Origin of the sequence: Pseudomonas sp. NBRC 111119 (genome assembly GCF_001320125.1) — a bacterium.
Taxonomy (GTDB): Bacteria; Pseudomonadota; Gammaproteobacteria; order Pseudomonadales; family Pseudomonadaceae; genus Aquipseudomonas; species Aquipseudomonas parafulva.
Genome location: NZ_BCAV01000057.1, coordinates 1 through 25,978, shown reverse-complemented (window position 1 = coordinate 25,978; position 25,978 = coordinate 1). Strand labels below are relative to the sequence as shown.

Genomic DNA, 25,978 nt, shown 5'->3' with positions numbered 1-25,978 from the left:
CGGCGCATCGCGAGCTGCGCTCGCTCCTACGGTTGTTTCGGGCCAATTAAGCCTGCGCTGTTTGCACGCGGACACCTGACGCGTGATCCACGGCAAACACAAAAATAGACAACCTACTACTCGTAGGTTACCTTTGGTAGGTAATCCACCATCCATCCAAGGACCCTACCCATGCACACCCTGATCGTCACCGCCCACCCAGATCCAGGCTCCCTCACCCATGCCATCGCCCAAACGATCGCCGAAAGCCTCACAGCCTCCACCCCGCAGTACACTGCCGAACTCGCCGACCTGACCGCCGAGGGGTTCGACCCCCGTTTCAACCTGGCGGACCACCAGCTGTTTCTCAAGCAATCCCCACCCCCCGCTGATGTCGCAGCTGAACAGCGACGGCTTGACCGCGCCGACGCACTGGTGCTGGTTTACCCCATCTACTGGTGGTCTTTCCCGGCCCTGCTCAAAGGCTGGATCGATCGCGTGTTCGCCCAAGGCTGGGCCTACCAGGACAACAACGACGGCAAGGTGACCAAGAAGCTGCAACGCCTGCAGGTGCACCTGGTGGCCATCGGCGGTGCCGACCAGGGCACCTACCAACGCCATGGCTACGGGGCGGCCATGAACACCCAGATCGACCACGGCATCTTCGATTACTGCGGCGCACCGGTGCGCAGTTCCACCGTGCTGCTGCCATCTGAAGGTGACTATGCCCGAGCTCACCTGGAAACCGCCCAGGCCATCGGTGCCAGCATCTTCGCTTCCCAGAGCTGAACCACAGTGGGACAATCGCGCCCATGACCGACACAAACCCACCCGCACGCCGGCGCCTGCCCCGCGAAGCCCGTACCCGCCAGTTGCTGGAAACCTCCTGGGCATTGATCGCCGACGAAGGGACCGATGCGCTGACCCTAGGCCGACTGGCCGACGCGGCGGGCGTGACCAAACCGGTGGTCTACGACCACTTCGGCTCCCGCGAGGGCTTGCTGGCTGCGCTGTATGAAGACTACGACGTTCGCCAAACGGCCTTGTTCGATACCGCCATCGCAGCCGCGCAACCTACGTTGCCAGACAAGGCTGCGGTGTTTGCCAGCGCTTACGTAGATTGCGTGATGACCCAGGGCCGTGAGATTCAGGGGGTGCTGGCAGCCCTCAGCGGGTCGCCTCAACTGGCGGCGGTCAAGCGCAAGTACCAGACAGCCCTGCTGCAGAAGTGCGCCGGCATATTTGCCCCCTTCGCCGGCACAGGCGGCGTTTCCGGGGCCAGCCTGTGGGTTGTGCTAGGTGCCGCAGACGCCGTGTCGGAAGCTGCCGTGTCGGGGGAGATCACTGCTGACCAGGCAAAAGAGGCATTGCACCTCACCGTGATCGAGGTGGTCCAGCGCACCAGGTGAAGGCCGACGAGATATCAGCAGGCTGCTCGCCCATCTGCCCTCGCCGGCCATGCTGAAACCTGCTCCAACCCACTCGCCTTTTGTTCAGGTGTTAGTGTCGCAATTGAGCTGAGCCAAGACGCTTGAGATTTATTTCTGGGGCGGTGCATCCATAACCCAACCTGGCGGGTAGTGGTTATCAGGCAGTCAGTGATTGCCATGCCCATGATCCCCAAGGAGTGCACACCATGAACCTCAAACCCATCTGCGCCCTGCTCGCCAGCTGCCTTGCCCTTGGCGTTACCACCGCCCATGCCCAGTCCGGTGTCCCGGCCCCGATCAAGGTGCCCGACGGCCACGTGATCGTGATGAAGACCGTAGGGGTGGGTGAGATCACCTACGAATGCCGCGACAAAGCCAATGCGCCCGGGCAGACAGAGTGGTTTTTTGTCGGGCCCAAGGCGGTGCTGAAAGACCGGGCCGGCAATACCGTGGGCGACTACTTCGGCCCACCGGCCACCTGGCAAGCCAAAGACGGTTCGAAGGTGACCGGTACCCAACTGGCGGTGGCGCCTGCAGCGAAAGCCGACTTGCCCTACCAGTTGGTCAAGGCCAACCCAGCAGAAGGCCAGGGCGCCATGCAGGGGGTGAGTTACATTCAGCGCCTCGCCACCCGCGGCGGTGTCGCCCCGGCCGAGGCCTGTAATGCACAGAACAAAGGCAAGCAGCAGGTCGTCAAGTATCAGGCTGATTACGTGTTCTGGGCAGCGAAGTGACCGGGCACTGACCAGCGCACTGGCCATTGATCATCTACGCTGCAGTCGAGCCCCTGGCCAGCCGGCCCGGGGCCCCGCCCACTGCCCAATGACCGCAAGGAATGCCGCCCATTGAACGCACCTGTTGCTCCTTTTGATTTCGAAGGTTGCCTGGCGGCCTGCGCCAACGGAGACCGCCGTGCATTGCAGGCGCTGTACGAACACGAGGGCGCCCGCCTGCTGGGCGTGGCCCAGCGTATCAGCCGTGACCGGGCCACGGCCGAAGACATCGTGCATGACGCCTTCATGCGTATCTGGACCGGTGCCGGCAGTTATGACCCCGCACGCGGTTCGGCGCGCGGCTGGGTGTACAGCGTGACCCGGCACCTGGCCCTGAACTTCATGCGCGACAGCCGACGCGAAACGGACCTTGACGACGCAGCCATGGCCGCAACCCCGACAATACCGCCGGAGGTCGAAGCCGCACACTTGTGGTCCGGCTCCGGAAAGCTCTACCACTGCCTTGAACAGCTGCAACCGGGCCCGCTGCGCTGCATTTTGCATGCTTACGTGGACGGTTGCAGCAATGCCGAGATCGCCACCTTGCTCGGTGCGCCGCTGGGCACGGTAAAGGCATGGATCAAACGAAGCCTCAAGGCGCTTAGAGCGTGCATGACATGAACCAGACAGCTGATGATGCCCATGACGACGAGCTTCACGCGCTGGCAGGCGAGTACGTGCTCGGCACCCTCGACGGCGAAGCTCACGCCGCCCTGCACAAGCGCCTGGGTACCGACCCCACCCTGAGGGCTGCCGTGGATGCCTGGGAGGCGCGGCTGCTCGACCTGACCCAGCAGGCCCAACCCATCCCCCCCAGCCCCCGCTTGTGGCGGCGTATTGAACGCAGCCTCAGCCAAACCCTGCAGGGCCGGCAGCGCCCTGTTGCACGTGGTTGGAATCGCCTGGGGCTGTGGCAGGGCCTGAGCGCCGCAGGGCTGGCCGCCAGCCTGCTGCTGGCGCTGGCCTTGCTGACCCAAGCCCCCCCCATGACAACCTACCTGGTAGTGCTGGCAGCCCCCTCCGGTCAAGCACCAGGCTGGGTGGTGCAAGCCAACGATGCCCGCATGATCGAGTTGCTCCCGTTGGGCGACGATGAAGTGCCGCCGGGCATGGCGTTGCAGTTCTGGACCAAGGGTGAACAGTGGCAGGCCCCGGTTTCCCTGGGGTTGGTCAAACCGGGCGAACCCTACCGTGTGCCGCTCAAAGGCTTGCCCGCAGTCGAGCCGAATCAGCTGTTCGAGCTGACCCTGGAGAAAGCCGGCGGCTCACCGACAGGCGCCCCTACCGGGCCAGTGAAGTTCATCGGCCGTGCAGTAAAAGTGATTTGACTCACCCTTCACTCGGCTGGCGTAACGGCTTCACTCGCAGCCTGCGCCGCCAGTTTCTCCCGGTCGGCCTTGCTGATGTATTTGGGCTTGGTGCTGCGCGGGGCGAGCTTGGCGCTGGCTTTCTTGGCGTGGGCCTTGAGGAGTTGCTTGATTTTCTTCTGGCGGTTCATGGCTGGCTTCTGGCGGGTTACATGGCGGCCATCATACCCTGCCCCGGGGAACCAGACGTCAACCTCGTCGTAAAACTCAGGGGGCGGTGCACGTAGACGCTGTCCGGATACGGAACTGAACCTGTACGCTTCAGCGTCCCAAGCCCAGGAAGCCGACCATGCACAGCGAGCCCAACCACCCCCCTGCCTCCGACTGGGTCATCCGCAGCGCCCAGCCTGGCAGCGTGGAACGGATCGAAGCCTGGTTCGGCAGCCATGGGTACGACCCGCATCGGCACGACACCTACTCCATCGGCCGTACCCTGGCCGGGGTGCAGAGTTTTCACTACAAAGGCTCGCTGTGCCATGGCGTGCCGGGCAACACGCTGGTGTTGCACCCTGACGAATTGCATGACGGCATGGCCGGCACCGCTGCGGGTTTTCGCTACCGCATGGCCTATATCGACCCGGCGCTGATACAGCAGGTACTGGGGGGCGAGCCGCTGCCGTTCATTGCTGGCGGCGTGTCCAGCGACCCGCGCCTGTTCCACGCCAGTCAGGCCTTTGTCCAGGCACTCGACCACCCCCTGGAAAGGCTGGAGGAACAGGACGCCGTGTACGACCTGGCCATGGCCCTGCGCGCCGTGGGCGGTAAGCCGCGTGGGCGCAAGCGCCTGGATTACCGCTCGGCTGAGCGGGCCAGGGCCTTCATCATGGAGCACCAGCAGGCGGGCATAACCCTGGAGATGCTCGAAAAGGCCAGCGGCCGCGAGCAATGGAGCCTGTCCAGAGACTTCCGCGCGTTGTATGGCACCAGCCCTTACCGCTTCGTGACCCTGCGGCGGCTGGACACGGTCCGCAGGCTGCTACTCGATGGCTTCACGCTGGTGGACGCGGCCCTGGCCGCGGGCTTTCACGACCAGAGCCACATGACCCGCCACTTCACCCGCAGTTTCGGGGTGCCCCCCGCCCGCTGGGTTGAGCGCTTGCGCGCTGGGCGCTGAGTTGCAGGATCGTACAAGAAGCCGTTGCGCCCGCTGGGTAGGCTTGGCTCTCCAACAACGGAGAACCCGCCATGCCCGCATCAAAGCAGCAACCCCCTGCACAGCCTGTGAACCTGAACGAAAAAGCATCCATGATCGACCAGCAATGGAGCCCCCGGGTGGTCGCAGAAATGAACGACTACCAGTTCAAGGTGGTACGTATCGAGGGCGAATTCATCTGGCATTCGCACCCAGAAACCGATGAGGCGTTTCTGGTCCTGGAGGGCACATTGCGCATCGACCTGCCAGCGGGTTGCGTGTGGGTGCAGCCGGGTGAGTTGTTTGTGGTGCCGCAAGGTGTAGAGCACAGGACGGCTGCACAGGGGGAGGCGAAACTGATGATGATCGAGCCACGCGGGGTGCTGAATACGGGCCATGAGGGGGGTGAGCGCACGGCGCAGAACGACCTCTGGATCTAGGGCCGCTTAGCAGCCCATCGCCGGCAACTCTGCCATTCGACCTGTGGGAGCGGGTTTACCCGCGAAACGGCCTGGGCCAAACTCGAGCCCAAACCGTCACAGCTGGAACGCGCCATGCTCACCACCCTTGCCATTGGTAATTACCGCTCGATCAACCACCTGGTACTGCCCCTGGGCCAGCTCAACCTGGTGACCGGCGCCAATGGCAGCGGCAAGTCCAACCTGTACAAGGCCTTGCGCCTGCTGGCCGAAACGGCCCAGGGCGGAGTGATCGAGGCGCTGGCGCGGGAAGGCGGGCTGGACTCCACCTGGTGGGCGGGTCCGGAAATGAGCGCGCGCATGAAACGCGGTGAAGTGCCCATTGAAGGCCAGCACCCGAAGGAGGTCCGCCGCCTGCGCCTGGGGTTCGCCACCGAGGATTTCGGCTTCGCCATCTCCCTCGGCCTGCCCATTCCCCTGCCCTATCCCTCCGCCTTCATGCTCGACCCTGAAATCAAGTGCGAAGCCATCTGGGGCGCCGGGGCCTATCGCCCCGCCTCGTTGCTGGTCGAGCGCAAGAACGCCCTGGTACGTGCGCGCGAGGGCAATGGCTGGGCGGTGCTGGACCAGCATGCAGACAGCTGCGAAAGCTTCTTCAACATCGTCGGCCGCCCACGCCAGGCGCCGGAAATCGGCGAGCTGCGCGCGTTCATCAACAGCTGGCGGTTCTATGACCACTTTCGCATCGACCGCGACGCCCCGTGCCGGCAGCCGCAACTGGGCACCCGCTCACCGGTGTTGCACCATGACGGGCGCAACCTGGCCTCGGCCCTGCAAACCATTATCGAAATCGGTGACGTCGAGGACCTGACCGCCGCCCTGGATGATGCCTTCCCCGGCAGCCAGCTGGAGATCGACGCTCCACCAGGCGGGTTGTTCAGTGTAAGGCTGCATCAGCACGGGTTGCTGCGCCCATTGGGTGGTGCAGAGCTGTCGGACGGCACCCTGCGCTACTTGCTGTTGATGGCAGCCCTGCTCACCCCGCGGCCACCGTCCTTGATGGTGCTGAACGAACCCGAAACTAGCCTGCACGCCGACCTGCTGCCTGCACTGGCGCGGCTGATCATCCGCGCGTCGCAGCGCAGCCAGGTGTGGGTGGTGTCGCACAGCGCCGCACTGATCCAGGCCTTGAAGGCCTGCGAGGGGTGCAATGTGCTGGAACTGGAAAAGGTGCAGGGCCAGACCCAGTTGCGCGGCGTCGGGCTCCTAGATGAGCCGTTGTGGCGCTGGGTGGACTGAGGAGCCGTTGCTCGATGTGTAGCTCAGGGCTGTAAGCCACTCTGTGCGCTGCGTCACGTTCCGACGCAACTAGCACATCCGTACTATTTCCACCCCTTGCCCCCCTCCCGATACTCCCCCTGTTAACCGTTGCACACAGGAACGCCAGCGCCTTCAGGGCCGGCGGCCACGCCAGTGGCATCTAATGGAGTATCTGGAGTCGCTATGAACCCCCTATTCAGACTATCCCCGCTCACCTTGGCGATCACCCTCGCCGTGTTGCCGGACGCACACGCCGCGGACTATATCCTCAACAGTGGGCAGGACACCTTCAGCACTGACCGCGCCTATGACGGCACCGTCTCGCTGCGGCCCGGCGACGGTGTGCCTGCCAGCCTGACCATCAACAATGGCGCCGAACTCACCAGCAAAGGCGGCCGCATCGGTGGCACTTTCACTAACGACCAAGCCAGCACCGCCATGGCGACGGTCACAGTCCAAGGGCCGGGCACCCGCTGGACGGTCCCACGCACCAATGCCGTATTGGGCAACACCATCGTAGTTGGCGGCGCAGGCCAAGGCACGCTGAACGTGCTGGATGGCGGGCAGGTGTCTGTGCGTGACCTTCAGCTCAGCGACAACGGCAATGCGGGCAATGGCCTGTCCCGGGCAAACCTGGTGGTGAGCGGTCAAGGCTCGAAGGTGGATACGGTACAAGTCAGTTCTGGGGGGGTGTTCCTGTACGACTCGCGCATCACGCTCAAAGAGGGCGGGCAACTGGCCAGCGAACGCGTAGCCATCAACTCCATCAGCGATTTGTCGGGCGCTGGAACCCGCTGGGACAATACCGGCACCTTCCGCAACCGCAACGACCTGAGCTTGAGCAGCGGCGCCGTGCTGACCAGCGATTCGATGACCCTGGGCTCGGCCAACACCAGCCGCAACACCCTGGTCAGCGTAGCGGGTGAAGGCACACGCCTGGCCACCCGCGCCATGACCTTGGGCACCACCACGTCGAGCACCATCCTGGTGTTGGCCGACGGGGCGGAGTTAAGCAGCACTGACGGTATCGACATCAGTGAATTGACCAGTATCAACAGTGCCGCACGCGGCACCCTCGCCATCGGCGGTGCCGTGGTGCGTGACGACAGCCGCACCGACATTGATGGGATCACCGCTGGTCCCGCCAAGGCAGCCGGTCGTGTGGATCCGCAAACCGCCATACGCTTTGGCGCTGGCAGTGGTTCACTGGCGTTCAACCACACCGACAACAACCTGCAGTTCGCCAACAGCATCAGCGGCGCTGGCCGGGTGTATGCGTTCAGCGGCGACACCACCCTGAGCGGCGACCTGACCGGGTTGTCGGGCAGCACCGTGGTACGCGGCGGGCGCCTGGTGCTGGCCGGCGACGTGGACCAGACCAACCCGCGGGGCACCTCGCTGCTGAGTGTGGGCAACGGCACGCTGGTGGTGAACGGCACCGTGGGCCACACCGACACCGCAGGCAATTACAGCAACCGCGCCCTGGTGCTGGACGGTGGTGTACTGGCGGGTACCGGCCAGGTGGGCGCTACCCAGGTGGCCTCGGGCGGTACCCTGTCGCCGGGCGAAGGCGCGCTGGGCACCTTGTCGATCAAGGGTGACCTGGACATGGCCGCCGGCTCGCGCTACGCCGCCGACATCGCCGGCAACGGCGGCTCCGACCGCGTGAACGTCAGCGGCGCCGCCACCCTGCGTGGCACCCGCGTCGATGTCACCACGCTGAACGAGGCGCAAAGCTACCAGACCGGGCAAACCTACACCCTGCTGTCGGCCCAAGGCGGCGTGAAAGACGGCGCAGCGGCTGGCACCGCTTATGCCCAGGCCTTTACCAACTCGGCGTTCCTGAACGTAAGCCTGCAGCGCACCGCCAACGAGCTGAACCTGACCATTGCGCAGAAAACCACCACGCCACCGGTTGAACCGCCCGTGGAGCCGCCAGTCGAGCCGCCAGTCGAGCCGCCGGTTGAGCCACCTGTCGAGCCGCCTGTACAGCCACCCGTGGAGCCGCCTGTGCAACCCCCGGTAGAGCCACCCGTTGAGCCGCCGGTACAGCCACCTGTTCAACCCCCGGTAGAACCGCCGGTGCAGCCACCCGTGCAGCCCCCTGTCGAGCCACCGGTACAGCCGCCGGTCGAACCACCGGTCCAGCCACCTGTGCAGCCCCCGGTCCAGCCGCCAGAAGCCGGCACCCCTGGCATCTTCCAGACCGTGGCACTCACCCAGAACCAGTGGAACACCGCAGGCGCGCTGAGCGTGCTGGAACAGAGCGGCGAACCGCTGCGCCTGTACAACAACCTGCTGGTGCTGGACGCCGCCAGCGCCCGCAACGCCATCGACCAGTTGTCTGGCGACTACCACAGCAGCACCGGTACCGCGCTGATCGCCAACAGCCAGGTGGTCTCCGGCGTGCTGGGTACCCGCCTGCGCGGCCTGCTGGACAGCAACACCGTGCGCATGCCGTTGGGGGCGTCGAACCTGATGCCCACTACTCCGGAAGCACAGGGTGGTGCATGGGCGCAAACCTTCGGTAACTGGTCGAAGCTGGACGGCAACAACGGCGCCAGCGGCCTGCACCAGAGAACCGGCGGTGTGCTGGTTGGCGCAGACGGCAGCATCACCCAGGACTGGCGCGCCGGCGTGTACGGCGGCTACAGCCGCTCCAAGTTCGATGCCGACGACCGCGACGCCAAGGGCCACAGCGATAACTATCACCTGGGCCTGTACACCGGCGCCCAGTTCGATGCCCTGCGCCTGAGCGCAGACGTGGGCTACACCTGGCACAAGCTGGACAGCACGCGCAACGTGGCCTTTGCCGGCTTCAACGACCACTTGAAGGGCAAGCGCGACGCCAACACCCTGCAGGCCAGTGGCGAGGCGGCCTACCGCATCGGCCTGGGCGCAGTGGCGCTGGAGCCGTTCGTGGGCGTGTCGTACGTGAAGTACGATGCTGACAGCTTCCGCGAAAAAGGCGGTGCCGCGGCCCTGAAGGTGTCCAGCGAGAAACAGGACACCTGGTTCTCGACCGTGGGCATGCGTGCCTCTACCCACACCCGCGTGGCCAACCACGATACCCAGCTGTTCGGCTCGCTGGGCTGGCGCCGGGCCTATGGTGACCTGGACCCGCGCAACGAACAGGCGTTTGCCGGTGGGCCTGACTTCGCTGTGCAAGGCATTGCGCAAACGCGCAACGTGGCGCTGACCGAAGTGGGGGCCAAAGTGCAGCTGAACCGGCAGACCGAGGTCGGGCTGTCGTATCAGGGGCAGTTTGGGTCAGACACGCGGTTCCACTCGGTGAATGCGGGGGTTACGGTTCGGTTCTGATGAACCCTTGTGGCGCCGGGTGGGCTGACCTCACCCCATAGCGGCCTTGCGGGTGCTGGGTGCGATCAACGCACCCAGCACCATGCACACCAGGCCCAGCCACACCAGTGAAACCAGAGGGTATCGGCGGATCACAATCAGTGTGGGGCCCTGAGCGTCATCGGCAGGCACTTGCCCCATCAGCGCCGACGATGCCGGTACCCACACTTGCTGATCGCCCCACCAGCCGCGAATCACAAAAGGGTCCAGCAGATAGCGCGGGCCACCGGCATAGCGGGCATATCGATAGTCGAGAATTTCGCACAGCTGCCGTACGGGGCCCTGGTAACCAGCGGGCTGGTGCCTGCCATCCATGAACAGCGCCTGCCCGATGCTGGTGCTGCCCTGTGCACGCACCTCCACCTGCGCCACCGCCTGGTACCCCGAGTAGTTCTGCCCGGGCTCAGCCAGCGACACCCGTAATGCCGAGCCGTCTGGCAACGGGCGCCAGGTCTGCAGTTGCTCAGGCGATAGCTGAACAGCCTGGTAGGTATTCAAGGCCGTCGCCGCAAAGCCCCCCACCAGCGCGATCACCGCCCCAGCGTGAATCAGCGCCAGCGAACCGGTTACCCGCAGCGCGCCCGATTTCCGGCTGCGAGCAACGCTGCATGCGCTCCAGTACAGACACGCCAGCAGCAGAAACGCCGCCGATGCCAGCGCTGCATCCAGCCATGGGAGCACCCTCACAATCTGGCTCGACAATACCCCCCGGCCCTCATACCAGGCGCTGATCAACCCGCCGTGCCACACCAGAGCAGCGCAAACCAGCAGCACCAACACCGTGGTCACCGCCGCGTACACGCCGCGGGCAGCTTTGCGCAGGAAGGTATATCCACCCACCAACCCCATCAGGCCGATCAAAGGGAGCAGGCTTTGGCTGAGGCTGTAGCCTTCCACCGTCCACTGGGCAAACGCACGTCTAAGCTGCTGCATCTCAGCGGCGTTCGCCCACATCACGAGCGTTTCGAAAAACGGCTTTTCATTCACAGGCTTTGCGGCTTCGGCCCATTGCCGAGCATAAGCCAGCGCCAACGCCGAACTGGCGGCCAGTGCCGTTGCGCAAAACAGCCAGACTGATAACCGGGTAGCCCATGAGAGCCTTGCCGGCGCACGCTGCGGGTGGGCGAGCGGTTGATGCTGGCAATACAGTACGCACGCCGTAGCCACCAGCACTGACGACAGCAACAGGTGCCCGAGCCAGGACGTGGTGCCGATGTATCGGTGCGAGCTGGCCAATGTCGCACTCCGCGTCACCGCCATGCTCAAGGCCGTGACTGCGGCCAGTAACAGGCTCAGCGCAGGCAGCAACCGGCTGAAGCCGCCCTGAGGGCGCCAGTGCCTGATGCCGTGCAGTACTGCCCCCAGCATTGCCCATACCACAAATGAACTGGTTTGCACCGGGTCCCAGTGCCAGAGCTGGCCAAAGGTGAAATCACCGAGCGCCCAGACCATGCCAAAACCGATGCCCGCCGTCATCAGGGCCCACGCCCTGCGGTTGTAGCGCAACGTACACGCGACGTAATCGTTCGGCTTACCTCGCAAGGCCTGAATGGCCGAACCCACCGGTGCCATGGCCCACACATAAGCCGCCAGCACCGCAGGGGCATGCAACGCCATCCACACTTTCTGAAGGTGTGCATTCATACCCTGACTAGCTTGCGCTGCCAGCCACGCTTCAGGCGTTGGGCTGAATGGCCCCATCACCACAGCTGTAGCCAGGTACCACGCCGTCAGTAGCCCCGGTGCGAGCGCCTCCCAACCCGGGCGCTGGGCCTGGCGCACCGCCAGGGGCGCGAACATAGCGGCCAGCAGCAACAGGGTGCCCTCATCCCCGCCCCAGAAATTGGCCGCCTTGAGGTAAGGCGCCAATGTTGGGCTGCTGTAAAGCCACACGTACCGGAAGCCGAAGCGGTCCAGCAGCAATGCGCTCAAAAGTGCAAAGGAGCAGCCATAAATAATCAGCAGCGCCGCCTTCCACAGGTGGACCCTTGCTGCTGTGCGTGCGGCACCCGCGACCATGAGCACGCACGCCAGCCCCAGCAAGGCGTTGCCGATACCGGGCAAAAGCGCCAGCCCGGCAACCACAACAAACCAAAGCCCCGGCCAGAGGCAAGCAGGCGCTGTTACAACGAACCTCATTGCAGGCACCCCGCCCCTGTTTCATTCAGGTCGATCACCCGGTCGGCGTGGAACGCCACGACCGGGCGGTGGGTGATGAGAATCCGGGTACTGCCTGCAAACAGCGCGTCGATGTCGCGCAGTATCTGTGCCTCCATCGCGCTGTCGACACCGCTGGTGCTCTCATCCAGGATGAGAATCCTGGGCTTGAGCAAGATCGCCCTGGCCAGGGCGATGCGCTGCCGCTGCCCACCAGACAGCCGGCTGCCGCGCTGCCCCACCAAAGTATCGAGCCCGTGCTCGAGCTGCTTCGCAAAGGCTTCCACCCCCGCCACCCGGGCAGCCAGGCAGACCTCGTCGTCCGAAGCACAGGGCCGGCCGTAGCGAATGTTTTCCAGCAGGCTGCTGGAAAACAACTCGGTGGTTTGTGACACCACGGCCACCCTGCGTCGCAGGTGTTCAAGGCTGTGCTCGCGCAGGTCGACGCCGTCCAGCAAAATGCGACCGTCGTCAGGGTCAAAATGCCGTTGCAGCAGGTCTACCAGGGTCGACTTGCCGCTCCCCGAAGCACCGGTGACAAGCACCCGGCTGCCTGCCGGGATATCGACAGTGACGGCCCGCAGTGCCTGCCTGTTACTGCCCGGGTAGGCGAAAGTGACCTGGTGAATGGCCAGATGGCCCCTGCCCCGCACTGCCCTGGCCGAGGCGGTATTGGTGATCAACGGGCATTCCTGCGCCAGTTCCCTGACCCTGCCAACACTGACCTTTGCCCGTTGGTAACCGGTGTACAGGCTGGCCAGCGCCTGCACAGGGGCGCTCGCGCGTTGCATGTAGGTTACGAACGCAATGAGCACGCCAAGGGTCAGGCTGCCCTGAGCGATACGCTGGGCCCCCACCAGAAACACCAGGGCAATACTGACGGACATCACCAGCGCCGGCAGCGAGCCTACCGCATAACCCACCACCTGCAATTTCAATGAAGAAACACGCTGGCGCTCGTGCAGCCGTATCAAGTCGGCAAAACTGCGTGCCTGGCCGTTGAACGCTTGCACGCACTTCACCAGCCCCAGTGTTTCCATGAGAAAGGCGGCGATGTCTGTACCGCGTTCCCGGGTTTCCTGGCTCAGGCGCTCCACGTGCGCACGCGCCATGCGCAGGAACACTGCATTGACCAACAATACGGCGGCCAGCACTGCCAGCAGCTCGGCGCTCATGTACCCCAGCATGATTACGGCGCCCGCGAACATCAGCGTGTTGTTCATCACGCTGAAGACCGAGTCCACCACAAAGCGCTGCAGCTCAGCCATGTCGGCGTTCAGACGGGTGTGGATGTCGCCTTGGCGCGTGCTGGAAAAGTAATGTGGCGATAGCGTCAGCAGGTGTTTGAACATGTCCTCGCGCATACCGTGCAGCATGCGCGAGGATGCATGGGTATGCAGATAGCGGGTTACCCCGCCCAGCAGCGCGCATGCCACCGCGAGCGCCACCATGGCACTCACGCACACCAGCACAGTGTCGAAATCCCCCTTCAGCATGCCGTCGTCGATCAGGCGCTGGCTCAGGTACGGCTGGGCGAGCCCGGCAGCCGCAACAACCAGCGACAGCAGCGCCACCGCAGCGAACCTCGGCCATTGGGGCGCAGCAAAGGGCAGTATCCATTGCCACATGTTCAGATCAGCCGAACCGCTCGCCCCACCTTGCGGCAGGGTGAACCTATGGCCCGAGTGCTTGAGCCGGCCCATGCTGGCTCAGCGCTGCACGACACGCAGGGATGTCAGTACCTGGTCCCCACCGCCCGGGATCATGATCTGGCCCTTTTTCTCAAGCGTCTGCGAGTCGTAGACGGCGATGTCGTCAATGGTGCCGCCCACATACAGCTCCTTGCCGTCACTGGAAACGTTGACCGTGTAGTAAGTGTGGTCCAGGTCGATCCGCTTGATCAGCTTGCCGGTTTCGATGTCTGTCTTGGTGAGCTGGGTGTAGACCGTGTAGGCCTCATTGCGGCGTACAGGGTTGATGACCGACGAGAACAGCACCACAGAGGCATCTTCGAACTCATGGAAGCGCACCGAGTCCTTGGCCAGGTCCAGTGACCAGACGCCTGCCTTCTGCACGGTCTTGCCGTCGGCGCTGGTGTGGTTGATGTAGTACGGGGTGGCAAATTCCCCTGCCTGCTCGAACTGGGGCCAGATCGCCAAGGTGTCAGGCTCGCCGAACCCCGCGCGCTTCCAGGAACGCCAAGGGTGCTGGCCGATCTGCTTGCCGGTTTTCGGGTCCAGCACCAGCATGTCCCAACTGAAGGCGTAGAGGCGCGAGGCATCGGGGGAGTAGATCAGCGATGACACGCGGCGCGGCACCTTCAACTTGCGCACAGGCTGGGCCTGCAAGCCGCTGGAGGTGTCGAACACCGCGATGTACGGGTCCATCACGTTGTATTCGCCAGGCAGCAACTGGGTGGGGTTGACGAACACCGCCAGTTCCTTGCCATCCGGGGTAACATCAATCGCGTAGGGTGCCTTGGCGCGGATGCCTGATGACGAGAGGTCCGCACGGAACACCTCTTTGCCCGATTCCAGGTCAATACCCGACACGCTTTCCCAGCGGTTGTGGATTACATAGGCCACCTTGCCGTTCTTCGAAACCGCCAAGGCCCCGGGGCTGTTACCCATCGAGGTATTGGGGATGTGGAAAGCCTTGATCACCTTGCGTTCTGCCGGGTCTGCCACCACCACCAGGTCGGGCCTGGCAGCGGTGACCAGGTAGTCCTTGGCGGCTGCAAACGGGCTGGTCAATACCAGGCCCAGGGCCAGAACGCCAGCCACAGCGGCCTGACGAAGCGTTGCTTGGTTCTTGTTGTTCATGAGTATCCCTCTTGCCCCAGAGCCGGTCCGGTAGCGCAAAAGCGTGAGCGGTGATTACTTGGGAAAGACTGCCTTGAGGTTTGCCCAGTCGTTGGGGGCCGAGTCGTTGCCCTCGCTCCACTCCGGGTAGGTATGCAGCGAGTCAGGTACCTGGGCTGGCCACCAGCAAGGGTCGGAACATCCGTACAAATCGGCTTCCATGGGTTGGCAAAGCCCGGCAACGCCCAGAAACGGGTCAACCTCCCAACCGGGGTCGAACGTGGTGGCGCAGCCGACCACAGCAGACATGGCCACCACTTCGTTGGCCTCACCGTTCTCCAGCGCCACTTCGACTTGGTGCGCTTTCATGTTCATGGACTTCATGTGGTTCATGGCTGGACACTCCGAGTGCTCAAGTGCTTCTGAAAGAAGCGCGGGTTTTTCTGCAGGATTTCCATATAGACCTCGATACCGAAATCCACCCATTCGCGCATCAGGTCGCAGTAGTGGTAGGTGGGTGAGTGTGGGTCGCCAAAACGGGCGTAAGACTCGTGGTAACAGCCGCCGGCGCACAGGTTGCGAATCTGGCAGGTGGAGCACCCTTTGCCGGCGCGCTGGGTAGCGCCCTCCAGAAACGCACCCAGTTCCTTTTTGGCGATACCCTCGTCCACATTGCCAAACAGCGGCATGTCCGAACCCGTAAAGCGGTGGCAGAGGTTCAGGTCGCCTTTGTGATCCACCGCCAGCAACCCCACGCCGGCACCACAGGGCAGTGCCTTCTTGCGGCCTTCGTAAAGGTCGCTCATCAGCTGGTGCATATTGGAAAACCCGTTGTTCCTGCCCTCCAGTGCCGCGTCCCGGTAGGCGAGCCCCAGCGTCTTCATGCTGTCGAACACCTGCCGCAGCTCGTCCGATTGCAGGTTGAACGCGGTCACCGCGCCAGAGGTGGCAGGCGCAACGCCCACCTCAGCAAAACCAAGGTCATCCTTGAGGTGCTCGTGGATGGCGACCACATCGGTAAAGCCCGCAGTCAGCGTCACCCGAACCCCCACAGGTTTGGAGGTGTAGCGCTGCAACAGCATCCTGGATTTGGCTGCGACCACAGCGTAAGTGCCCTGCCCGCTTACCGTGATCCTGCGCCGGTCATGCACCGCCTGCGGGCCATCCATGCTGATGGATAGGCCGAAGCGGTGGGCGTCGAGGTAATCGACGATATCCTCCGTGAGCATGGTTGCGTTGGTGGTCATCGAGAAATCGACCCGCTTGCCCAACGCGGCACAGCGCGCCTCGGTGTAAGCAACCACCTGCTTGATCAGCGGCAAGTTGGTCAGCGGCTCACCGCCAAAAAAAATCACATTGATGCGCTGATGCACAGCGCCTTCCGCCAGCAACAGGTCGATGCTCTTGCGCGCCGTGTCAAAACTCATGCGGCGCCCTTTGGTGGGTACGTCCAGGTCTTCCTTGTAGCAATAGGTGCAGCTCAGGTTGCAGCCGGTATTCACATTGAGCACCACCGTGCTGATTGGGAACGCCGTTATGCTCACGTCCATGCCAGCATCGGGGGTGCCAGGTGAATCGCCCAGAATCGACAGGCCTTTGAAATTTTCAAGGGTCTGGGCCAGATCGGCAGGCGCGGCGACACCGCCGAAGGCCTTCTCCAGGCCTTCGAAAGACACCTGTTCATGGGCTTTGAGGAAATCGATGATTTCCCCGCCCAGCGCATCAAGCTCGAACAAACCGCTGGAAGGGATGTGAAACAGCACATGCCGCGCGCCCATCTTCACATCGTGAAAACTGAATCGGTTGACAAACAAATTGCCCATGGTGCCTTCCTCGCTGTTCAGCGGATGGGTGGGTCGTTCCAACGCTGTACGGTGACGACCAGCGGCTTGCTGGCCTCGACCTTGCGGTCGCCGTCGCTGACAACTGCGGTTACCTTGAGGTCGCCGGCATTGTTGGTGTGGAACTTGCGCGCGGGGTTCGGCCCGGCGTCCCCGGGCATGAACAGGCCATTGGCGTCCATGCTCCCGGCGAACTGGAGGTCGTCCATCGAGGTGGCGTAAGGGGTGCCGTTATCCACCGACCAGGTCGCGGGCATGTAACCCAGACGGATATCGTCGTCGGTACCGGGCTTGCCATCCGGGCCGAAGCTGTAGGCAACGGCTTCAAACTGCACCGGCACCTTGGGCATGGCCCCCTTGTTGGCCCCGACACGCGCCATGGCCTGGCCGGGCTCGATGGTGATGAAGTCCACGGTGTCATACACCGCCAACCCTGCCTGCAGGCGCGCTGCACCCACCCCCACCTCGCGAATACCCACCTTGGCGCCCTCGGCGGCGCTGGCTTCGACAACCACCTTGTCAGGCGAACGCTCCACAACCTTGGCGGTAACGCCATCGCCCAGCGCTACGTCGCCCGTCAGCCCTGTACCGTACAGCGTGACTTTCTGCGACGCCCCCGCTTTCAGGTAGGTGGGCTGAACCGCAACGATCTGGGGCTGATCACCGACCCGGGCAGCCTGCAGGGTACCGCCGATGGCGTCCACGCCGGGCTCAAACCAGCGCCCTTTCAGGTGCTGCCCATCGGCAGACAGCGCGAAGACTTGCTGGAACGCCTGGTTGCCCTGCTTGACCGTTGCCCGCCATTCGTAACCGGTGAACACGACGGCCTTGCCCTCTGCAATTTCATGTTTGCCGTTGGCGTAGGTCATCTGCATGGAGATGCTATAGCGATCAGTACCAATGGCTGAAACCGTTGCCGTGCCTTCATAGAAACCCCAGCCAGGGCGGTGGCCCGTGACCCGCCAGTTACCCGTGGGCGCCACTGCTTTATGCTCACGCCACGTTGACCAGGCCTGGGTATCGAACGCGTATCGGTTACCCAGCACCTTGGGCATTTCCTGGGAGGCGATGTCCCACCAGTTACGGTCGCGGCCCGCCTGCTGGATTTCGATGGTGGGGAACTGGCCGACATGGAAGCTGGCGAGTTTGCGCCAATCTTCCTGGGTACGACGTTGCAGGGCGATGCGGCCATAGGAGTGGCAGCGGGCGCAGGTTTCGGCCACGTGCTTGTCATCCGGCGTTTCCACCTGCGTGAAGTCCCGCTCCAGCAAGTAGCGGCGGCCGGCGGTTTCCTCGGGTGCCAAGCCATTGGTGTCTGCGAGGTACTTCACCAGCGTGAGGCGTTCGTCGGCAGTAAGCCGAACCCCGTGTGCTGCCACCATCCTGCCAATGGTCATGTCCCACCCTTCGGGGGTTCTGCGGGACTGGTCGATACGGTTCAGGCCCGCATTCTCGACGGGAAGGTGGCAAACACCACACTTGGCATTGAGCAGGGCCTTGGCTTCAGTCGCAGGGTCGGCGTATGCAAACAACGGGATTGCAGAAACTGCAAGGGACAACGCCAACGGGCGCACGGGGGTAGAAAATGCACGGTGTGGGCGCATTCTTTGGGCTCCCTGTTTTGTTGTGGTTATGACTCAGGCTCAACCATCACGCCTGCTGTGCTGCCAGCGGCCATGACTTGGCTAAAGGCTACGATCTGCGCGCAAAAGGCTGTATCAAGAAACGGCAAGCAACAGCACTTTGGCTATCAAGAAATGGCAACCCCGTCGCTCGGTCGACAGGTAGCGCTTGCGCGGTGATGTTTTCTTACAAAATAATTTTCAGCGGACGGCGAGCTTGCGCCCAAGGCAGTACCCGTCCGGGATAGCGCCACCTAGAAAAAAAACAGCCTTCCGTGAGGTAGCCCATGCGCGCCATCAGAGAACCGTCACCTGTAGAGGCTCATGCGAGCCCGTCATTCGTGTGCTGTGAAACCAGCGATGTGTTGGAACAGGCCTCTGTGCTCCCCAAGTGGAACCAGGAATATGTGCAGATCAGCGAGGGGGCTTTCACTGGCGCCTTGCAGGACCTGTCGCTGGGGCCGATTCAGGTGTTCCGCGAAACCATGGACAAGGCCGTGGACCAACACGGGTTGCCCTGGCGCAACAGCTTCGCGATCGGGGTGCCCAATGCCATTGTCGGCGACGGTTTCTGGTGCGGCGACAGGCTTGAACAGGACTCGGTGTTCTTTCTAAAGCCCAATTCGGAGCTACGGTTCAGAACGCCGTGTAAATCCGACATCTATGTGGCAGTGGTCGACATGACGCTGCTAGGCGAATACGCCGAAAGCGTAGAGGGCGTGGATGCCGCCCGCATCACCGCCATCAGCGGGGCAAGCGCTGCCTCTGCCGAACTGTGCAGCGCCATCCGCAGCAGCCTCGGCCACATCTTCACCGGCCTGAGCACCAACCCGCATGCACTGGAAAATGACGTGCTGCTGCGCGACCTGCTGAGCGAAACGCTGCACACCATCTCTGCCAGCCTGAGCCATTTAAGCCAGGCGCCGCAGCACCACCCTGGCCAGTTCGTGCATCGGCATATCGTGGAGAAAGCGCGAGAATTCATTCTGTCGCGCTACAGCCTGCCGCCCTCGGTGCAGGAAATCTGCCTGGAGCTGCGTATCAGCCGGCGAACGCTGCACTATGCATTTCAAAAGGTGCTGGGTATCAACCCGGTAAGCTACCTGCGTTATGTACGGCTGCATGGCGCGCGGCAGATGCTGCTGGCTGCCGGCACCGGCCAGGTGCTGATCAGCGAAGTGGCGGCGCAGTGGGGGTTTCTGCACGCGGGCATGTTCTGCACCTACTACCGCCAGTTGTTCGGTGAAACGGCGAGCACCACCCTGATGCGAAATGCGCCCACCCACTACCCTTGCGATGGCCATGGTTAACAGGCAGGTTGGAGCAGAGCGCGCGATGGGCCGCCCAACGGCCCCCAATCATCAATGCAAGCTCAGTCCCGATACCCCGGCGCTACCCGGTCCAGCATCCTTACCATTGCCTTCCACGCCAACGCCCCTGCATCGTGGTCGGTCAACTGCCCCTCCATCACCGGCCGCCCAGGGTCATTGAACTGCCGTTCGGTGTGCACGCACACCTCATGGGCCGGCAACACCAGCTTGCCACTGGCCATGGCGGTTACCTGGATCTCGCAGGCCTTCTCAAGGTAATACATGCGCATGAACGCCTCCCCCACCGTGCGCCCAACCGTCAGCAGGCCATGGTTACGCATAATCATCACCGGCTGCTGACCCAGGTCGGCCACCAGGCGCTGCTGTTCATCCAGGTTCAGCGCCACCCCTTCGTAATCGTGGTAGGCCACCTTCCCATAGAACTCCATCGACATCTGGTTCACCGGCAGCAAACCGCATTCCAGCGCCGCCACTGCGCACCCGGCGCGGGTGTGGGTGTGCAACACGCACTGGGCGTCCTCCCGTGCCCCATGGATGGCGCTATGGATCACGAAACCGGCCGGGTTGACCGGATATTGCGAAGGCTCGACGGCATTACCCTGCAGGTCGATCTTCACCAGGCTCGACGCGGTGATTTCCTCGTACAGCAACCCGTACGGGTTGATCAGGAAGTGGTGCTCCGGCCCCGGCACCCGCACCGAGATATGGTTGAAGATCAGGTCGGTCATGCGCAGGTGCGCGATCAACCGGTAGCAGGCGGCCAGTTCTTCGCGCAGCTCACGTTCATGCTTCATGTTCTTGCAGCCTCCCAGGCCATTGAAGTGGGGGCAGCGGTTACTTGCTGGCCCAGGCGTTGAACCGCTCTTCCAGCTCGTCACCATGGTCTACCCAGAACGCCACGTCCATCGACAGCGCGCCCTGCAGGTTCTGCCTGGAGGTGGGCACCCACTGGGCCAGGCCCGGGTCGAGTGCAGCGGCAGCCTGGGTATTGGTAGGCCCGTAGGGGATCTGCTGCACGTAACGCACCTGCACCTCGGGCTGGTTGGCGTAGGCAATCAGCCGCTTGGCCTGCGCCACATGCTTGGAGCCCTTGATGATCGCCCAGTAGTCCATGCCATACAGGCTGCCCGGCCAGACCACCGCCAAGGGCGCCCCGGCCTGGGCAGCGGCGGCAATGCGCCCGCTGTAGGTCGAGGTCATTACCACGTCGCCTGCGGTGAGCCACTGCGCCGGCTGGGCGCCCGCCTCCCACCACTGGATATAAGGCTTGAGCTCGCTGAGCTTGGCGAAGGCCCGGTCTACCCCCTGCGGGGTCGCCAGCACCTTGTAGACGTCCTCCACCTTGACCCCGTCGGCCATCAGTGCGAACTCCAGGTTGTACACCGCGCGCTTGCGCAGGCCGCGCTTGCCCGGGTACGTCTTCACGTCCCAGAAGTCTGCCCACGAGGTGGGCGCCTGGGCCAGCTTGTTGCGGTCGTAGGCAATGGCCACGCTCCACACCAGCGCCGCCGAGCCACAGGCCTGCGCGGCCTCGGGGATCAACTGGTCGGCGTGGCCGAGCTTGGCCCAGTCCAGCTGTTCGTACATGCCTTCATCGCAGCCGCGCATCAGGTCGGGGCCCTCGATCTGCACCACGTCCCAATCCACATGGCCGGTATCGACCATTACCTTGATGCGGGCCATTTCCCCGTTGTACTCACTCTGGATCAGCTTGCTGTTGTCCTGCGCACTGAACGGCTGGAACACCGCCACATCCTGGGCTTTCTGGCCGGCGCCACCGTAACCGACCACCACCATGTCCGGTGCAGCCTGGGCAGTGGCCATGCCAAGGCATAGCAGCAACGCGCCAAGGCCGGGCTTTTGTGCAAACGCTTTCATCGGTGAACCCTCTTTTTGTTTTTGTGGGTGACTGAAAACTAGTCCCGCAATAGTAAAAAAACAAGTTGATTTTTTACTATGGGTACATTTTCATTGAAGAATAAAAACAAAGCCGGAGCTCAACACCATGGCGACCTTCCCGCACCTGTTCCAGCCGCTGCAGATCCGTGGCAAGCGCCTTAAAAACCGCATCATGTCCAGCGGCCACGACACCTCGATGCCCACCGACAACCTGGTGAACGACCGCCTTGTCGCCTACCACAAGGCCCGCGCCGAGGGTGGCGTCGGGCTGATCGTGCTGCAGGTGGCCGGCGTGCACGACAGCGCCCGCTACACCTCCCATGTGCTGATGGCCACCGATGACAGCTGCATCGAGGGCTACCGCCGGCTGGCCCAGGTGTGCCATGCCGAGGGCACCGTGGTGCTGTCGCAGGTGTTCCACCCTGGGCGCGAGATCATGGAGTCCGCCGACGGCCTGCTCGCCGTCGCCTACTCGGCCTCCGCCGTGCCCAACGAGCGCTTCCGGGTAATGCCACGGGCGCTGGACCAGGCCATGATCGACGAGATCGTCGCCGGTTACGCCGCCGCCGCACGCCGCCTGCACCAGGCCGGTATCGATGGCGTCGAGGTGGTGGCCAGCCACGGCTACCTGCCGGCGCAGTTCCTCAACCCGCGGGTGAACCGCCGCAGCGACGGCTACAACGGTACGCTGGAGCAGCGCCTGCGCTTTTTGCGCGAAGTGCTGGCGGCCGTGCGCGCCGCCACCGACGAGCAGTTCATCATTGGCCTGCGCATCAGCGCCGATGAACGCGATGCCGAAGGCCTTACGGAAGATGAATCGCTCACAGCCGTGGGGGCCCTGCAAGGCAGCCTCGACTACGTGCACATCGTGGCGGGCACCTCGGCATCGCTCGGCGGCGCCGTTCATATTGTGCCGCCGATGGCCATCGAGGCAGCCTACCTGGCCCGCGAGGCAGAAACCTTCAAGTCGCGCCTGAACATTCCGCTGTTCGTGACCGGCCGCATCAACCAGCCCCAGGAAGCCGAGTTGATTCTGGCGCGCGGCCAGGCCGATGTGTGCGGCATGACCCGCGCGCTGATCTGCGACCCGCTGATGCCGAACAAGGCCGACAGCGGCCGGGCTGAAGACGTGCGCGCCTGCATCGCCTGCAACCAGGCGTGCATCGGGCACTTTCACCGCGGCCTGCCGATTTCCTGCATCCAGCGCCCGGAAACCGGGCGCGAACAGCAATACGGCCAGTTGCCCCAAGCCGCCACGCGCAAACGCGTCATGGTGGTGGGCGGCGGCCCGGCCGGCATGAAAGCCGCTGCCGTGGCTGCGGCGCGGGGGCACCAGGTAACGCTGTACGAGGCCAGTGCCCAGCTGGGCGGCCAGGTACTGCTGGCCCAGTTGCTGCCGCGCCGCGCAGAATTTGGCGGTGCCAGCACCAACCTGCAACGGGAGATGCAACTGGCCGGTGTCGAGGTAGTGCGCAACACCTGGGTAGACCGGGCACTGGTCGAGCGCGTACGCCCGGACGCCGTGGTTGTCGCCACCGGTGCCGAGCCCTACTGGCCGCACTTCGAGCGCGCCGGCGAACTGCAAGTGGTGGACGCCTGGCAGCTGTTGCGTGACCAGGTAAAGCCCGGCCGCTCGGTGCTGGTGATGGACTGGCGTTGCGACTGGATTGGCCCAGGCATCGCCGAACGGCTGGTGCGCGCCGGCCATCAGGTGCAACTGGCGGTCAACGGCACCCACTGCGGCGAGAGCCTGCCCCTGTACGTGCGTGACCAGCTGGCCGGCGAGCTGCACAAGCTGGCAATCCCCATCACCCCCTATGCCCGGCTGTACGGCTGCGACGACAACACGGTCTACCTGCAGCACACCGCCAGCGGCGAAGCGATGCTGTTCGAACACATCGACACCCTGGTGCTGTGCATGGGCCACCAGCCGGTCGATACCCTGGCCGAGCAGATCCGCGACCTGGCGCCTGTCTACCGCATCGGCGACTGCCTGGCCCCGCGCACGGCTGAAGAGGCGATCCACGAAGGTTTGAAAGTCGCCGCCGCCTTGTGAGCCTGTTTATACTCCGAGGCTTTGCAGGGTCGATCGGACATCGCCATGAGTCGCCACATCAGCAAAGCGCCACAGGCCGAGGACGGCGCCAGCGCGCCGCAGTTTCTGGGTACGCGCATCCGCGGCCTGCGCAAGCGCCGCGGCCTGACCCTGGCCGAACTGGCCGCACAAAGCGAGCTCACGGCTGGCTACATCAGCCAGCTGGAGCGCAACCTGTCGTACCCGTCCATCCCGGCGCTGTTCAACATCGCCCGCAGCCTGGGCGTGACCATCCAGTGGTTTTTCGCAAGCGAAGCGGTCACTGCGCCCGAGGATGAAGGCTACGTGGTGCGCAAGAACAGCCGGCTGAGCGTGTATTACGAAGACGGCATCATCGACCAGTTGCTCACCCCCCAGCCCAACCGCGAGCTGGAGATGCTGCATTCACGCTTCCCACCGGGCACCTACAGCCAGACCAGCTACAGCCATGAAGGCGAAGAAGCCGGCTACCTGCTCAGCGGCCAGTTCGAGCTGTGGGTGGGCGAGCGGCATTTTGTGCTGGAAGAAGGCGACAGTTTCAGCTTCTCCAGCCAGCAGCCGCACCGCTATGGCAACCCTGGTGAAGCTGACGCTATTGTGATTTGGGTGATTACACCGCCGACCTTCTAACGGCCCAAACTTACAGGCAGTCCCCCTGAAGGAGCCGGCCTGCCGGCGATGCGCTGCAAAGTAGCCCCAGCCCCCTATAAAAGGCCCCGCCATGCCCCTACAACACAGACCCGTAACGCCCGAAGACATCCCAACCCTTTGCACCTTCCCGCAAAACGCTCAGGAACTGTTCTACATGTTCCCCAAAGCTCACTACCCCCTCACCGAGCATCAGCTCTCCACCGCCATCGCCCAACGCACTGAGTGCACAGTGTTCGAGAAAAACAACCGCACCGTCGGCTTTGCCAACTTCTACAAAGCCGAGATGCACGGCGTGTGCTGCATCGGTAACGTCATCGTTGCCCCAGACGCACGCGGCCAAGGCGTGGCGAGTTACATCGTGGAAACGATGACAGCGCTGGCATTTGACCGTTATCAGGCCACGGCGGTACACATTGCGTGCTTCAACGAGAACACTGCGGGTTTACTGCTTTACCCGAAACTGGGTTTCTTGCCTTTCGCAGTGGAAGAAAGATGTTCCCCAGAGGGGCACCGGGTGGCACTGATCCATATGAGCCGGGGTAGCGCGGGGCTGGGCTTATAAGCGGGGTTAGGGCCACTGGGCGGCCCTAAAGGTTTCTCAGTACCGAGCATCACGGCAATATGGAATGCGCCGTTTTACGCCCGCATGGGGTTTGAGGCGATAGCCAGTCACGACCTGGAACCGAGGCTTGCGGCGATATTGAGTGAGGAATACCAACACGGGTTTGCTCCGAACAGTCGATGTGCCATGGCTTGGGCGGTGGCTTAGTACAGAATGCTCGGGCCACTCAGCCATTTGGAAAGCAGGCTGTTGGCACCAAGGCAGCGTGAGGCTGATTCAACGCCGCGGTATCCGATCTTGCTCAGCCACCGTTGCATTCAGCCGCCTGAGCATGGCCATGAGATTCCCATGCAATCCCGTACGGGTAGGTTTACGGCGCACCAGTTGCTGCTGAATCAGATAGCCTGGGCCGTTGTAGACCTCTTCAAACGTACCGTCCCGGTTCATGCGAATACCGAGGTAATAGTCAGGCACATGGTGCACCGGGAATGTAAGGGTGGTGCCGAAGGTGGTCTTGATTTGCACATTGCGCCCCGCATCACAAATTGCATCGTGATGCCTGGTGAGCCCATCATTGAGTACCAGCCTGTACGCCAGGCTGGCCACAACCTCGCCGATATCGCCGACCAGCCTGCCGTCCAGGGTAAAGGGCTTGCCTGGATAGGCCGCCTGCAGTTGCCCAACAGCGGCGAATAGATCGTGTAGTGCGTTTTTGATCTTCAGTTCAATGGTCGCATCCATGGGCGTGCCTTAGCTGATAGCAGATTCGTGAGTGGTCAACGCACAGCGTCCCAGTGCCCAAGGCGCGTCGTTGCGGAGCTGGACGCTAACCTGATGCTGACCGAGCGCAGGTGTAGCCTGATCGCAAGCGGACCAAATCCCAGGGCTGATATATCAGTACTTGGCGCACACCACCAGGGTGCGCACAGTTGTGGATGCGATTACAGCAGCCTTCTCTGAATCAACCTCGGTATAGAAAAGGCCCGCCCAGCCACCCTTGACCCGCCTCACCCCCCGCCGCATGCTTGATCGCTCCACCCACGCTCAAGGACTGATCGCATGAAACTGGAAACCCTCGCCCTCCACGCGGGCTTCACCTCCGACCCCACCACCCGGGCCGCGGCGGTGCCCATTTACCAGACCACCTCGTTCACCTTCGACGACACCCAGCACGGTGCCGACCTGTTCGACCTGAAGGTGGCCGGCAACATCTACTCGCGCATCATGAACCCCACCAACGACGTGCTGGAGCAGCGCATG

At 63.3% G+C, this 25,978-nt stretch carries 24 protein-coding genes; 14 read left to right on the top strand and 10 right to left on the bottom strand.

Going from position 1 to position 25,978, the window contains the following annotated elements:
• Positions 1 to 171: 171 nt before the first annotated feature.
• The 5 genes from APH25_RS20090 to APH25_RS20070 all read left to right on the top strand — a co-directional run bounded on the left by APH25_RS20090 (position 172) and on the right by APH25_RS20070 (position 3,510).
• Complete coding sequence (locus APH25_RS20090; RefSeq protein ID WP_060483119.1) at positions 172 to 768, top strand: NAD(P)H-dependent oxidoreductase; 597 nt, start codon at positions 172 to 174, stop codon at positions 766 to 768.
• A 23-nt stretch (positions 769 to 791) separates the two neighbouring features.
• Complete coding sequence (locus APH25_RS20085; protein WP_060483118.1) at positions 792 to 1,388, top strand: TetR/AcrR family transcriptional regulator; 597 nt, start codon at positions 792 to 794, stop codon at positions 1,386 to 1,388.
• 227 nt (positions 1,389 to 1,615) lie between these two features.
• Positions 1,616 to 2,143 (top strand): DUF3455 domain-containing protein, encoded by a 528-nt coding sequence (locus tag APH25_RS20080; protein ID WP_060483117.1) that lies wholly within the window; start codon positions 1,616 to 1,618, stop codon positions 2,141 to 2,143.
• Between the two features lie 111 nt (positions 2,144 to 2,254).
• Positions 2,255 to 2,803 carry a sigma-70 family RNA polymerase sigma factor gene (locus APH25_RS20075; protein ID WP_060483116.1) on the top strand — a complete coding sequence of 183 codons (549 nt, stop codon included), beginning with the start codon at positions 2,255 to 2,257 and terminating at the stop codon, positions 2,801 to 2,803.
• The gene (locus APH25_RS20070; protein ID WP_060483115.1) at positions 2,800 to 3,510 is read left to right on the top strand and encodes an anti-sigma factor domain-containing protein; all 711 of its coding nucleotides are present in this window, start codon (positions 2,800 to 2,802) and stop codon (positions 3,508 to 3,510) included. Before APH25_RS20075 ends, APH25_RS20070 begins: the two co-directional genes overlap by 4 nt.
• 8 nt (positions 3,511 to 3,518) lie before the next feature.
• Here APH25_RS20070 and APH25_RS25155 read toward each other — a convergent pair whose 3' ends face one another.
• On the bottom strand, positions 3,519 to 3,680 hold the full coding sequence (locus APH25_RS25155) for a DUF2986 domain-containing protein (RefSeq protein WP_082428401.1): 162 nt from the start codon (positions 3,678 to 3,680) through the stop codon (positions 3,519 to 3,521).
• A gap of 158 nt (positions 3,681 to 3,838) precedes the next feature.
• Between APH25_RS25155 and APH25_RS20065 the strand changes: the two genes are divergently transcribed.
• The 4 genes from APH25_RS20065 (at position 3,839) to APH25_RS20050 (ending at position 9,741) form a co-directional block, all read left to right on the top strand.
• Positions 3,839 to 4,663 carry an AraC family transcriptional regulator gene (locus APH25_RS20065; RefSeq protein ID WP_060483114.1) on the top strand — a complete coding sequence of 275 codons (825 nt, stop codon included), beginning with the start codon at positions 3,839 to 3,841 and terminating at the stop codon, positions 4,661 to 4,663.
• A 71-nt stretch (positions 4,664 to 4,734) separates the two neighbouring features.
• Positions 4,735 to 5,121 carry a cupin domain-containing protein gene (locus APH25_RS20060; RefSeq protein ID WP_060483113.1) on the top strand — a complete coding sequence of 129 codons (387 nt, stop codon included), beginning with the start codon at positions 4,735 to 4,737 and terminating at the stop codon, positions 5,119 to 5,121.
• A gap of 114 nt (positions 5,122 to 5,235) precedes the next feature.
• Positions 5,236 to 6,399 carry an AAA family ATPase gene (locus tag APH25_RS20055; RefSeq protein ID WP_060483112.1) on the top strand — a complete coding sequence of 388 codons (1,164 nt, stop codon included), beginning with the start codon at positions 5,236 to 5,238 and terminating at the stop codon, positions 6,397 to 6,399.
• Positions 6,400 to 6,684: 285 nt separating this feature from the next.
• Complete coding sequence (locus APH25_RS20050; protein ID WP_060483120.1) at positions 6,685 to 9,741, top strand: autotransporter domain-containing protein; 3,057 nt, start codon at positions 6,685 to 6,687, stop codon at positions 9,739 to 9,741.
• Between the two features lie 30 nt (positions 9,742 to 9,771).
• Here APH25_RS20050 and ccsA read toward each other — a convergent pair whose 3' ends face one another.
• Genes ccsA through peaA form a run of 6 tightly spaced genes read right to left on the bottom strand, consistent with a single transcriptional unit; the run spans position 9,772 to position 18,183 of the window.
• Complete coding sequence (gene ccsA, locus APH25_RS20045) at positions 9,772 to 11,919, bottom strand: cytochrome c biogenesis protein CcsA (RefSeq protein ID WP_060483111.1); 2,148 nt, start codon at positions 11,917 to 11,919, stop codon at positions 9,772 to 9,774.
• Positions 11,916 to 13,640, bottom strand: a complete 1,725-nt coding sequence (locus APH25_RS20040) for an ABC transporter ATP-binding protein (protein WP_060483110.1) — start codon at positions 13,638 to 13,640, stop codon at positions 11,916 to 11,918. The genes ccsA and APH25_RS20040 overlap by 4 nt, the downstream gene beginning before the upstream one ends.
• A gap of 6 nt (positions 13,641 to 13,646) precedes the next feature.
• On the bottom strand, positions 13,647 to 14,759 hold the full coding sequence (peaD, locus tag APH25_RS20035; protein ID WP_060483109.1) for a quinohemoprotein amine dehydrogenase subunit beta: 1,113 nt from the start codon (positions 14,757 to 14,759) through the stop codon (positions 13,647 to 13,649).
• Between the two features lie 54 nt (positions 14,760 to 14,813).
• The gene (gene qhpC / locus APH25_RS20030) at positions 14,814 to 15,131 is read right to left on the bottom strand and encodes a quinohemoprotein amine dehydrogenase subunit gamma (RefSeq protein ID WP_060483108.1); all 318 of its coding nucleotides are present in this window, start codon (positions 15,129 to 15,131) and stop codon (positions 14,814 to 14,816) included.
• Positions 15,128 to 16,561, bottom strand: coding sequence for a quinohemoprotein amine dehydrogenase maturation protein (peaB, locus tag APH25_RS20025; RefSeq protein WP_060483107.1), 1,434 nt, complete (start codon positions 16,559 to 16,561; stop codon positions 15,128 to 15,130). Before peaB ends, qhpC begins: the two co-directional genes overlap by 4 nt.
• Positions 16,562 to 16,578: 17 nt before the next feature.
• On the bottom strand, positions 16,579 to 18,183 hold the full coding sequence (peaA, locus tag APH25_RS20020) for a quinohemoprotein amine dehydrogenase subunit alpha (RefSeq protein WP_060483106.1): 1,605 nt from the start codon (positions 18,181 to 18,183) through the stop codon (positions 16,579 to 16,581).
• A 305-nt stretch (positions 18,184 to 18,488) separates the two neighbouring features.
• On the opposite strand from peaA, the gene APH25_RS20015 reads away from it, so the two are divergent.
• Entirely contained in the window at positions 18,489 to 19,511 is a 1,023-nt protein-coding gene (locus APH25_RS20015; protein ID WP_060483105.1) for a helix-turn-helix domain-containing protein, read from the top strand.
• Between the two features lie 62 nt (positions 19,512 to 19,573).
• Here the strand turns inward: APH25_RS20015 and APH25_RS20010 are convergent, their stop codons facing one another.
• A complete protein-coding gene (locus APH25_RS20010; protein ID WP_042141719.1) occupies positions 19,574 to 20,326 on the bottom strand; it encodes a class II aldolase/adducin family protein in 753 nt (250 codons plus the stop codon).
• A 40-nt stretch (positions 20,327 to 20,366) separates the two neighbouring features.
• A complete protein-coding gene (locus tag APH25_RS20005) occupies positions 20,367 to 21,410 on the bottom strand; it encodes an ABC transporter substrate-binding protein (protein ID WP_028633739.1) in 1,044 nt (347 codons plus the stop codon).
• A 127-nt stretch (positions 21,411 to 21,537) separates the two neighbouring features.
• Between APH25_RS20005 and APH25_RS20000 the strand changes: the two genes are divergently transcribed.
• The 3 genes from APH25_RS20000 (at position 21,538) to APH25_RS19990 (ending at position 24,718) form a co-directional block, all read left to right on the top strand.
• A complete protein-coding gene (locus APH25_RS20000; RefSeq protein WP_060483104.1) occupies positions 21,538 to 23,487 on the top strand; it encodes an FAD-dependent oxidoreductase in 1,950 nt (649 codons plus the stop codon).
• A 45-nt stretch (positions 23,488 to 23,532) separates the two neighbouring features.
• Positions 23,533 to 24,135, top strand: coding sequence for a cupin domain-containing protein (locus APH25_RS19995; protein WP_060483103.1), 603 nt, complete (start codon positions 23,533 to 23,535; stop codon positions 24,133 to 24,135).
• A gap of 91 nt (positions 24,136 to 24,226) precedes the next feature.
• Positions 24,227 to 24,718, top strand: coding sequence for a GNAT family N-acetyltransferase (locus tag APH25_RS19990; RefSeq protein ID WP_060483102.1), 492 nt, complete (start codon positions 24,227 to 24,229; stop codon positions 24,716 to 24,718).
• Between the two features lie 276 nt (positions 24,719 to 24,994).
• Here the strand turns inward: APH25_RS19990 and APH25_RS19985 are convergent, their stop codons facing one another.
• A complete protein-coding gene (locus APH25_RS19985) occupies positions 24,995 to 25,459 on the bottom strand; it encodes a hypothetical protein (protein ID WP_028633735.1) in 465 nt (154 codons plus the stop codon).
• Positions 25,460 to 25,777: 318 nt separating this feature from the next.
• Here APH25_RS19985 and APH25_RS19980 point away from each other — a divergent pair.
• Positions 25,778 to 25,978, top strand: a 201-nt coding sequence (locus APH25_RS19980) for a PLP-dependent transferase (protein WP_177331208.1), incomplete at its 3' end; no start/stop codon positions are given.

Bases quoted from the DNA above. Each gene is read 5' to 3' on its own strand.
- APH25_RS20090 (WP_060483119.1), top strand. From the start codon at position 172: ATGCACACCCTGATCGTCACCGCCCACCCAGATCCAGGCTCCCTCACC.
- APH25_RS19995 (WP_060483103.1), top strand. From the start codon at position 23,533: ATGAGTCGCCACATCAGCAAAGCGCCACAGGCCGAGGACGGCGCCAGC.
- APH25_RS20055 (WP_060483112.1), top strand. From the start codon at position 5,236: ATGCTCACCACCCTTGCCATTGGTAATTACCGCTCGATCAACCACCTG.
- qhpC (WP_060483108.1), bottom strand. From the start codon at position 15,131: ATGAACCACATGAAGTCCATGAACATGAAAGCGCACCAAGTCGAAGTG.
- peaA (WP_060483106.1), bottom strand. From the start codon at position 18,183: ATGCGCCCACACCGTGCATTTTCTACCCCCGTGCGCCCGTTGGCGTTG.
- peaD (WP_060483109.1), bottom strand. From the start codon at position 14,759: ATGAACAACAAGAACCAAGCAACGCTTCGTCAGGCCGCTGTGGCTGGC.
- APH25_RS20080 (WP_060483117.1), top strand. From the start codon at position 1,616: ATGAACCTCAAACCCATCTGCGCCCTGCTCGCCAGCTGCCTTGCCCTT.
- APH25_RS20065 (WP_060483114.1), top strand. From the start codon at position 3,839: ATGCACAGCGAGCCCAACCACCCCCCTGCCTCCGACTGGGTCATCCGC.
- APH25_RS20010 (WP_042141719.1), bottom strand. From the start codon at position 20,326: ATGAAGCATGAACGTGAGCTGCGCGAAGAACTGGCCGCCTGCTACCGG.
- APH25_RS20060 (WP_060483113.1), top strand. From the start codon at position 4,735: ATGCCCGCATCAAAGCAGCAACCCCCTGCACAGCCTGTGAACCTGAAC.
- APH25_RS20085 (WP_060483118.1), top strand. From the start codon at position 792: ATGACCGACACAAACCCACCCGCACGCCGGCGCCTGCCCCGCGAAGCC.
- APH25_RS25155 (WP_082428401.1), bottom strand. From the start codon at position 3,680: ATGAACCGCCAGAAGAAAATCAAGCAACTCCTCAAGGCCCACGCCAAG.
- APH25_RS20005 (WP_028633739.1), bottom strand. From the start codon at position 21,410: ATGAAAGCGTTTGCACAAAAGCCCGGCCTTGGCGCGTTGCTGCTATGC.
- APH25_RS19990 (WP_060483102.1), top strand. From the start codon at position 24,227: ATGCCCCTACAACACAGACCCGTAACGCCCGAAGACATCCCAACCCTT.
- APH25_RS20000 (WP_060483104.1), top strand. From the start codon at position 21,538: ATGGCGACCTTCCCGCACCTGTTCCAGCCGCTGCAGATCCGTGGCAAG.
- APH25_RS20040 (WP_060483110.1), bottom strand. From the start codon at position 13,640: ATGGGCCGGCTCAAGCACTCGGGCCATAGGTTCACCCTGCCGCAAGGT.
- ccsA (WP_060483111.1), bottom strand. From the start codon at position 11,919: ATGAGGTTCGTTGTAACAGCGCCTGCTTGCCTCTGGCCGGGGCTTTGG.
- APH25_RS20015 (WP_060483105.1), top strand. From the start codon at position 18,489: ATGCGCGCCATCAGAGAACCGTCACCTGTAGAGGCTCATGCGAGCCCG.
- APH25_RS20070 (WP_060483115.1), top strand. From the start codon at position 2,800: ATGAACCAGACAGCTGATGATGCCCATGACGACGAGCTTCACGCGCTG.
- APH25_RS19985 (WP_028633735.1), bottom strand. From the start codon at position 25,459: ATGGATGCGACCATTGAACTGAAGATCAAAAACGCACTACACGATCTA.
- peaB (WP_060483107.1), bottom strand. From the start codon at position 16,561: ATGGGCAATTTGTTTGTCAACCGATTCAGTTTTCACGATGTGAAGATG.